Origin of the sequence: Roseateles sp., assembly GCF_031397715.1 — a bacterium.
GTDB lineage: Bacteria > Pseudomonadota > Gammaproteobacteria > Burkholderiales > Burkholderiaceae_C > Paucibacter_A.
The window spans coordinates 1-6701 of sequence record NZ_JANNMI010000320.1; the positions used below are offsets into that span (position 1 = coordinate 1).

Consider the following 6701-nt stretch of genomic DNA (forward strand, 5'->3'; position numbering starts at 1 on the left):
TCAACCTCGACCACGGCACCGATTTCGCCACTTTTGTGGACGGCATGCCGGTCAATATGCCGACCCACGCGCATGGCCACGGCTACAGCGATCTGAACTGGCTGATCCCTGAGCTGGTCAATCGCATCAGCTATAAAAAAGGCCCCTACTTTGCCGATGTGGGTGACTTTGGCTCGGCCGGCGCGGCCCGCTTTGAGCTGGCCGAGCGCATGGATGTCGGGCAGGCTTCGTTGACCCTGGGCCAGAACGGCTACCGCCGTGCGCTGCTGACCAAGTCGCTGGAACTGGCCGGCGGCGATCTGCTCTATGCGCTGGAGGCCCAGCACAACGATGGCCCGTGGGAGAACCCGGAGCATTTGCGACGCAATAACGGCGTGCTGCGCTACAGCTTTGGCCCGGCCGAGCAGCGCAGCAGCATCACCGCGATGGCCTATGAAGCCGACTGGAACTCGACCGACCAGATTCCGCTGCGCGCGGTGAATGCCGGTTTGGTCGGCCGTTTCGGTGCACTCGATCCGACCGATGGCGGCCACACCTCGCGCCTGAGCTTGTCCTTCTCGACCGAGCGCAAAGGCGAAGACGGCGGTTTCAAATTCAATGCCTATGCGATCAAGTCCAGACTTGATCTGTTCTCCAACTTCACCTTTTTCCTTGAGCACCCGGTCGATCTGGACCCCAGCGGCAAGGCTGGCGACCAATTCGAGCAGGCCGAGCGGCGCCAGCTCTACGGCCTGGCCGGCAGCCGCAGCTGGAACCTCAATCTGGCCGGGCTGGAGACCGTCAATACGCTTGGCCTGCAGCTCCGTCATGACCGCTTGAGCCCGGTTGGGCTGTATGAGTCGGTGGCGCGCGAGCGGGTCGGGGTCATTCAGGAGAGCCGTGTGCGCCAGACCTCGGTGGGCTTCTTTGCTGAGAACTCGACCCAATGGCGACCCTGGTTGCGCAGCGTTGCCGGCCTGCGCTTCGATCAGCTAACGCTCAACGTCAACAGCTCGATTGCCGCCAACAGCGGCAAGGAAAGCGCCCATTTGAGCAGCCCCAAGCTGTCGCTGATCTTTGGCCCCTGGCAAAAGACCGAGGCCTTCGTCAACTATGGCCAAGGCTTTCACAGCAATGATGCGCGCGGCGCCACCGCCCGCGTGTCGGCCAAAGAAGGCTTGCCGGTCGATGCGGTGCGGCCGCTGGTGCGCTCAAAAGGTAGCGAGCTGGGCCTGCGCAGCGAGATCATCCCGGGCTTGCAAAGCTCGCTGGCGCTGTGGCAGTTGACGCTGGCCTCCGAGCTGGTGTTTGTCGGCGATGCCGGCGAGACCGAGGCCAGCCGCGCCAGCCGCCGCAGCGGCGTCGAATGGAACAACCATTACCAGGCGACGTCCTGGCTATTGCTGGATGCTGATGTCGCGTTCTCGAAGGCTCGTTACAGCGAGTTTGACCCCGCCGGTGATCATGTGCCCGGCGCCATCAACCGGGTCTTCTCGGCCGGCGCCACGCTGAGCGGGCTGGGCCCCTGGTCGGGCCAATTCCAGCTGCGCTACTTCGGACCTAGAGCGCTGACCGAAGACAACAGTCAGCGCTCCAAGGCCACCACGCTGGCGCAGATGCGGGTCGGCTACCGCATCAACGCCTCCACCAGTTTGATCCTGGACATCTTCAACTTGTTCGCCAGCAAGGCCAGCGACATCGACTACTACTACGCGTCGCGGCTGAAGGGCGAGCCTGCCGAGGGCGTGCCCGACATCCACTTCCATCCGGTCGAGCCGCGCAGCCTGCGGCTCGGTTTGACGATGGGCTTCTGATGACGTTTAGAGTCATTTGTGCCCAGCATTTGGCCGCTTGCGAGAGCTCATGGTGCAAAGGTGAAGATCCGCAACAGGCGAGTTGCAGCCGTAAGCCAAGGGCAAGTACGTGCCCGGCGCCGACGTAGCCGAACTGGCCACGACCACCTGCTTTGCGCGTCAGCAGACTTTCATTCCTCGCTCATGGCCGTTCGCGTACGGTCCTGCAGCCGCGACCAAGGCCGACGGCGGCTTTTTCGCGGGCGGGCGTGGACACGGGTCAGCTAGCCAGGCGCGCCGCTCGCTCCTGCAGCAGGTCGCGCTGGGCCTCGTTCTCGGTCAATTCGGCCGCTCGTAAATAGGCCTGACGTGCTTCGCTTGAACGGCCCAGGCGTTCCAGCACATCGGCCTGGGCGCCAGCCAGGAAGGGGTAGCGGCGCAACTGCGGCTCGGCGTCCAGCGCTTGCAGCAGCGGCCAGGCGGCCGCCGGCCCGCGCGCGAAGCCGATGGCCACGGCGCGGTTCAACGCCACCACAGGCGAGGGGTTGAGCGCCAGCAGCCGGTCGTAGCCCGCGACGATGGCGCTCCAATCGGTGTACTCGGCGCGCGCCGCACGCGCATGGCAGGCGGCGATCGCAGCCTGCAGCGCGTAGGGCCCAAGCTCGTCCAGCGCCTCGGCGCGCGCCAGCGCCTCCAGGCCGCGCTGGATCAGCAGGCGGTCCCAGCGGCGCCGGTCCTGGTCGGGCAGCAGCACCGGGCGGCCCCGTGCATCCAGCCGGGCGGGCAAGCGCGAAGCCTGGATCTCCAGCAGCGCCGCCAGGCCATGGACCTCGGGTTCAACGGGCAGCAGGTGCTGCAGCTGGCGCGCTAGGCGCAACGCCTCTTCGCACAGTGCCGGACGCAGCAGCTGGGCGCCACTGCCGGCGCTGTGGCCCTCGTTGAAGATCAGGTAGACGACGGCCAGCACCGCGCCTAGTCGCGCGGCCCGCTCATCGGGCGCCGGCAGCTCGAAAGCCTGGCCGTGCAGTGCTTTCTTAGCCCGCACGATGCGCTGCGCCACGGTGGCCTCGGGCACCAAGAAGGCGCGCGCAATCTCGGCTGTCTCCAGCCCGCCGAGCAGCCGCAAGGTCAGCGCTACCTGGGCCTCGCGTGGCAGCACCGGATGGCAGGCGATGAAGATCAGGCGCAGCAGTTCGTCGCCGACCGCGGCCTGGTCGCGCGCCGCGTCGAGCCGGTCGACGAAATCGGGCTCGATATGGGCCAGGCTTGCCGCGTCGTCGGCCGCCAGCGCTGCGTGCTCGCGTCGCAGCATGGCGCGGCGGCGCAAGCGGTCCAGCGCCTTGTTGCGTGTGGCCGTCATCAGCCAGGCCGCCGGGTTGGCGGGAGTGCCGTCGCGAGGCCACGTGTCCAGCGCAGCGAGCAGCGCGTCCTGGGCGCAGTCCTCGGCCTCGTCGAGGTCGCGCAGCAACTTGGCCCCCGCGCCGATGAGTCGGCTGCGCTCGATGCGCCAGACGCCGGCGGCAAGTTCGGCATGGCTCACGCGGGCCTCATCCCGTGTAGGCGCGTTGCAGGCCCGCGAGGTCGATCTTCTCCATGGTCCAGATCGCCTGAAAGACACGCTGCACCCGGGCGGGGTCGGGGTCGCGGATCATGTCGAACCAGGCCGCCGGGATGATCTGCCACGACAAGCCCCAAGCGTCCTTGACCCAGCCGCAGGCTTGCGGCTTGCCGCCGCCGGCGGGGAGTTGCTCCCACAGGTGGTCGATCTCGGCCTGGTCCTTGGCGGCGACGGTCAGCGAGAAGGCCTCGTTGAGCTTGAAGTGCGGGCCGCCGTTGAAGGCCGTCATCTGCAGACCGAGCAACTCAAAATTGAGCAGCATGACCGTGCCGGCAGCGCCTGGCGCGTTCTCGCCCCAGCGCTGCGTGTGGGTGATGCGGCCCTGGTCGGCGCCGAACACTTTCAAGTAGTGGGCCACCGCGTCTTCGGCGCCGCTCTGGTACCAGATGAAGGGGGCAAGCTGTTGCTGTATTTGCATGGTGGACGCCTGCTCAGCATTGCGGTGGTGTGCCGCTCATGTGGACCAATTCCCAGATGTGACCATCCAGATCTTCGAAGCCGTGGCCATACATGAAGCCATGGTCCACCGGCGGGCGTGGCACGCTGCCGCCAGCGGCGGCGGCCTTGGCGACAAGCTGGTCGACTTCCTCGCGGCTCTCGCAGGACAGGCACACCAGCACCTCGGTCGCGGTCTTGGCGTCGACCAGCGGCTTGGCGGTGAAGCCCTTGGCGAACTCCTCGGTCAACAGCATGGCATACAGGTTCTCACCCAGCACGAGGCCGGCACCGGCTTCGCTGGTGAACTGCGGGTTGAAGTGGTAACCCAGCGCTTCAAAGAAGGCTTTGCTGGCAGGCAGGTTTTTGCAGGGCAGGTTGACGAAAATTTGCTTGTGCATATTGAAGATCCTTCAGTGGGTGGATTCGGCCAGCGGCTTCAGGCGCCGCAGCGCCGGCGGGCAGGTGGATTGCAGTAGGTCAAGGTACTCATGGGCGCCTCTGCTCAATCCGGCAAGGCCATGTCGCCGCCGGGCGCAAAGTCGGCCTCCTCGTAGAGCCGGCGCACCTCGATCTCGCAAACCTGGCCCGGGAAGGGGCTCGGGAAGCGCGCCGCCCATGCTTGGGCCTCCTCGACCGAGCGCACCTGGATCAGCGTGTAGCCGGCAATCAACTCCTTGGTCTCGGCGAAGGGACCGTCTGCGACCTCGCGGCGGCCGTCCGGGTGGTAGCTTTGACGCCAGCCCTGACGGCTGGGGCGCAGGCCGGCTGCGTCCAGCAGAACGCCGGCGCGCGCCAACTCTTCGTGGAAGGTCCCCATCTCCTCGAACAGAGGCTTCAGTTCGGGGCCGGGCGGATCGCCGCGCTCGCTGCTGACGGTGGCGCGGACCTGGATCATGAATCGCATGGTGGATCTCCTGGGTGAAATGAGGCGGTCCGGATCCGGCCTGCCTTCATCCCCTCGACGATCCGGTCCGGCGCGATTCGACAGCATCCGGGTATTTACCTACTCAGGCATAGCAGGGCCCGATGCCGCGGATTTCCACCGTCGCCCATTCCGCCGCCGGACAGCGCTCGGCCCAGCCCCTCGCCACGGCGGCGTCTTCGGTGTCGAGCAAAAAGTAGCCGCCCACCATCTCCTTGGCTTCAGCGAAGGGGCCGTCCCAGACCTGGGTGGCGCCGTCACGCTTGCTCAAACGCTTAGCCGCGGTGCCCAGCGAGTTGACGCCGAGAAGCAAGCCGGCTGCCTGCAGCTCAGCGGAGAAATCCACCATGCGCTGATAGACCGCCTCCCCGGCGACAGGGCCGCGTTCAGCCCGCTGGCCCAGAGGTTCGACGATGAGCAGCATGTGGGGCATAGCGTGTTGAGTCCTGTTGCGGCAGCGTGGCGGTGCGCTGGATTGATCGGAGCGGACTGTTTCACAGTCAGGCGCCGGAGTGTCAATCAAGGGCGGGCAGAATGCAATCACCGCCGGGCGGCCTATTCCGCAGGCGAGGGGTCAGGTCTTGCATTCATGCATTGCCTGGCCACTCCAGCGCTGGGGTGGCTGCTGGATGGCAAGACCTGACTCTTTCCCCTGCGTGAGGCAGCGGGTCAACTGGCAGGCATGCCACCCAGCTGCACGACGGCTTGCTCCAGCCCGCCGAGCACGCTGTCCAAAACCTTCAGCGAATACCCTGCGGGCAGCGCTCGCTGCAAGTTGGCAATGGCCGCTGCAGTCTTGGCAATCAGGTCCTGAATGACGGCCTCCGCATCAGCGCCAAAGCCAACTTGCTGAGCCCTGCTCTCGAATGGGCTTCTCGTCAGCCGCGCTTGCGCTGGGCCACTGCGCCCAGCAGGCTCAGGCCCGCCAAGAGCAAGGCGTAGCTGGCCGGCTCGGGCACGGCGGCGGCGATCGTGCCCAGGGTCAGGTCATTGCCCGCCACCCAGGTGAATTCACCATCAGGCTGCAAGGCGCTGACCTGAAAATATTCCAGATGGCTGGTCGAGACAAAGCCGTAGAAGCTGCTCGTCGTGGCGTTGTCCATCAACAAGCTGAGCTCCACACCGTCGGCGTCAATCGCATTGACGCGGATGGTCTGACCGGCTTTGAACTCGCCCATCTCATCGGTGCCGAAGAAGAAGCCGCCGGCCGCGTTGACCTTGTCCGAGAAATAGCCATAGGTCAGGTAGTCGGCCGCCACATTGGTCGACAGCCACAGATCGCTGCTGCTGCCCGCGGCATACAGGCCGGTCCATTCGTTCGTCTCCGCAACCGCCCAGGCCGCGTAGAAATGCTCCCCGGCTTGGCCCTCGACGAAGCTGCCCATATCGGCCCAGGGCATGCTTTCATAGTTGTCGACACCGGGCGCGCTGATGGCGGCCAGATAGGCGGCTTGCGAATTGAAAAAGGTCAGCTCGGCCTTGGCCTGGCCGCCGGCCGCGACGAGGATGGCCGCCACGGCCAGCGCGCGCAGCGTGAAGTAGTTGTTGACGTGCATTTCTGTGTCCTAGTAAATAAATGGTTAGCTGTATGAGCTACTTACTTGATTTCGCAGCGACCCATAGCCGCGCCGGCCTTGACCTTGACCGCGAACTCGATCGGGAAGGCGGTCGCTGTGCTCACGCCACCGGCGCAAACAAAGGCTTGCTTCAGGTCCACATACCAGGTCATGCCGACGCCGGTCAAGCCGCCGACCAAGGTGTTGCCCTGGCCGCTGATGGCGAGCGGGTTGTCCATGCCGTACTTCTCGGCCTCGACCACGCCTTGCTTGCGGAAGAACTCGTTCAGCTCAATCCAGCCGGCGTCCTCCACCCACATGAAGCCGGCGAAGCTGGAGAAGAAGCTGCCTACTCGGGTGATCAACACGCGGCCGTCATCGCTGATGCCGCTGAT

The 6701-nt window shown here is 65.6% G+C and carries 8 protein-coding genes; 1 reads left to right on the forward strand and 7 read right to left on the reverse strand.

Annotated elements, in window-relative coordinates; translation table 11 throughout:
* Nucleotides 1-1793 (forward strand): TonB-dependent receptor (locus tag RMO57_RS13935; protein ID WP_310387573.1); only part of this gene is annotated, 1793 nt, incomplete at its 5' end.
* A 259-nt stretch (nucleotides 1794-2052) separates the two neighbouring features.
* Here the strand turns inward: RMO57_RS13935 and RMO57_RS13940 are convergent.
* The 7 genes from RMO57_RS13940 to RMO57_RS13970 form a co-directional block, all read right to left on the reverse strand.
* Entirely contained in the window at nucleotides 2053-3312 is a 1260-nt protein-coding gene (locus RMO57_RS13940) for an RNA polymerase sigma factor (RefSeq protein WP_310387574.1), read from the reverse strand.
* 7 nt (nucleotides 3313-3319) lie between these two features.
* Nucleotides 3320-3808, reverse strand: a complete 489-nt coding sequence (locus RMO57_RS13945; RefSeq protein ID WP_310387576.1) for a VOC family protein — start codon at nucleotides 3806-3808, stop codon at nucleotides 3320-3322.
* Between the two features lie 13 nt (nucleotides 3809-3821).
* Nucleotides 3822-4226: a VOC family protein gene (locus RMO57_RS13950; RefSeq protein WP_310387578.1), complete on the reverse strand. Its 405-nt coding sequence runs from the start codon at nucleotides 4224-4226 to the stop codon at nucleotides 3822-3824.
* A 104-nt stretch (nucleotides 4227-4330) separates the two neighbouring features.
* Nucleotides 4331-4732, reverse strand: coding sequence for a YciI family protein (locus RMO57_RS13955; protein ID WP_310387580.1), 402 nt, complete (start codon nucleotides 4730-4732; stop codon nucleotides 4331-4333).
* Between the two features lie 103 nt (nucleotides 4733-4835).
* Nucleotides 4836-5183, reverse strand: a complete 348-nt coding sequence (locus RMO57_RS13960; RefSeq protein ID WP_310387582.1) for a YciI family protein — start codon at nucleotides 5181-5183, stop codon at nucleotides 4836-4838.
* A 445-nt stretch (nucleotides 5184-5628) separates the two neighbouring features.
* Entirely contained in the window at nucleotides 5629-6306 is a 678-nt protein-coding gene (locus RMO57_RS13965; protein ID WP_310387584.1) for a PEP-CTERM sorting domain-containing protein, read from the reverse strand.
* Nucleotides 6307-6347: 41 nt separating this feature from the next.
* Nucleotides 6348-6701 (reverse strand): hypothetical protein (locus RMO57_RS13970; protein WP_310387586.1); only part of this gene is annotated, 354 nt, incomplete at its 5' end.

Bases quoted from the DNA above. Each gene is read 5' to 3' on its own strand.
- RMO57_RS13945 (WP_310387576.1), bottom strand. From the start codon at position 3,808: ATGCAAATACAGCAACAGCTTGCCCCCTTCATCTGGTACCAGAGCGGC.
- RMO57_RS13950 (WP_310387578.1), bottom strand. From the start codon at position 4,226: ATGCACAAGCAAATTTTCGTCAACCTGCCCTGCAAAAACCTGCCTGCC.
- RMO57_RS13955 (WP_310387580.1), bottom strand. From the start codon at position 4,732: ATGCGATTCATGATCCAGGTCCGCGCCACCGTCAGCAGCGAGCGCGGC.
- RMO57_RS13960 (WP_310387582.1), bottom strand. From the start codon at position 5,183: ATGCCCCACATGCTGCTCATCGTCGAACCTCTGGGCCAGCGGGCTGAA.
- RMO57_RS13965 (WP_310387584.1), bottom strand. From the start codon at position 6,306: ATGCACGTCAACAACTACTTCACGCTGCGCGCGCTGGCCGTGGCGGCC.